Source organism: Bacillus sp. 220_BSPC (assembly GCF_001054655.1).
GTDB lineage: Bacteria > Bacillota > Bacilli > Bacillales > DSM-1321 > Peribacillus > Peribacillus frigoritolerans.
Window position 1 is genome coordinate 1 of record NZ_JVPL01000227.1, and the last position, 1,903, is coordinate 1,903.

Here is a 1,903-nt window from a genome sequence, read left to right on the forward strand (position 1 = left end):
CAGCATTAAATTGAGAAATTGGGCTTTTTTCCATACTGTAGATAATGCCTCCATTGTGGAAGATCGATAAATTTGAACAAAAAAGTGATTATTTCTACATCTTTGGGTGAATCATATCATTTCACAGAAACTTTACCTTGAACTTCATTTTTAACATCTGCTTTTTTCAATATATTTCCGACATCGCACCCTTTATCTGCGGCTTCTGTCGCTCTTTGTGCAGATTGAATTTGTTCTTCTGTCGCGCCAGCAGATAAAACGATGTGAGGATAATGGATAATTTTAAACTCATTATCAGATATACTTGCCTCAGAGTTCACTGTAAGTTCCGCCACAGGAAGTTTTCTGCTTTCAAGCACAAATGTCAGTGTTGCTGCATAACAAGTTGTTACAGAAGCTACGAGAACCTCTTTTGGATTTGCTCCGTTACCACTACCTCCGGTGTATGATGAGTGGAAATCTGGATTTATTACTTCGACAGAAGGGCCAAATACCTTTTATCGACGATTCATTGTCTTCGCGGGACTACAATCGATTAGGCTTTGCCGTCCAATTAGCACTACTACGTTATGCGGGAATAATTCGAAAAGGATATTAAACTTCCCCGATAAAAAAACTGTATGGAATAAATGATCTGACCCAATAAAGTTAGACATATAATTTAAGCAGCTTCTAAGACCTGAGTTCGGTATTGTATCGGACTCAGGTCTTTTAATTTTACCTTCATTCGTTTGTGGTTATAGTAATGAATATAATCATCTAATTCCTTTTCAAAGTGCTCCATACTTTCAAACTCTTGGAGATAAAGCAATTCAGACTTTAACAAGCCAAAAAAGTTTTCCATGACTGCGTTATCTAAACAATTTCCCTTACGGGACATGCTTTGTATAATACGGGAATCTTTTAAGGTTTTTTGATACTTCTTCATTTAATAATGCCACCCTTGATCCGAATGGAGGATGACCGTATCTTCTGGTTTTAGGTGTTTAATCGCCTCATCTAACATATCTCCAACAAGTTTATAAACAGGCCGTTTCATCACTTTGTAGGCAATAATTTCACCATTACATAAATCAAGGATAGGGGATAAGTAACGTTTCTCCCCAAATAAATGAAATTCCGTTACGTCTGTTACCCATTTTTGATTCATTTTCTCGGCTTGAAAATCACGTTGTAAAATATGGGGGGCAATTCGACCAACACGCCCCTTATACGAACGATACTTTTTCATACGGACTAAACATTTTACGCCCATTTCATTCATGAGGCGGTTGATGGTCTTTGGATTGTGAGAAAACCCATATTTTTTTAACTCTTTTGTGATACGACGATAACCGTAACGTCCTTTATGTTCATGATAGATAGACTGAATAGTGGCTTTTACCTTCGAATACTTATCTTCTCGATTCAAGCGTTTTTCCCAATAATAGTACGTGCTACGTGGAATATCAGCGACTTTAATTAAGGCCACGACCTCATAAATGGACTTTAGTTCATAAATTACTTGCGCTTTGATTTTGGTTGTAATTTTTCCTGCATTTGAACTAAAGTATTTAACTTTTTTAAATACGCATTCTCCATTTCCAGTTGTTTAATTCGTTCTTCAAGCTCTTTAATCGAACCTTCAATTTGTTTGGATGGATTGATATCTTTTTTCATGGATGGTCTCCCCTTTTTCTTAGAAATCAGGGCATCTAATCCATAGGCATTAACATTTATTCTCCACGTCCGAATTAGCGCTGGAGATGAAATATTAAACCTTGCGGCTGCGTCGTAAGAAGATATACCCGTTTCATTCATATAATTAAGTACATCCATTTTAAACTCCGCAGAATAACTTGTATAGGATTTCTTAAATCCATCGGCTCCTTGAATTTGGTATAAACGAACCCATCCTTGAATC

The 1,903-nt window shown here is 36.6% G+C and carries 1 protein-coding gene and 1 pseudogene; both read right to left on the minus strand.

What is annotated here, in order from left to right; translation table 11 throughout:
- Window positions 1-116: 116 nt before the first annotated feature.
- Complete coding sequence (locus tag ADA55_RS28675) at window positions 117-470, minus strand: OsmC family protein (protein ID WP_082162869.1); 354 nt, start codon at window positions 468-470, stop codon at window positions 117-119.
- A 191-nt stretch (window positions 471-661) separates the two neighbouring features.
- A pseudogene (locus tag ADA55_RS30655) lies at window positions 662-1,903 on the minus strand (IS3 family transposase); the annotation flags it as partial.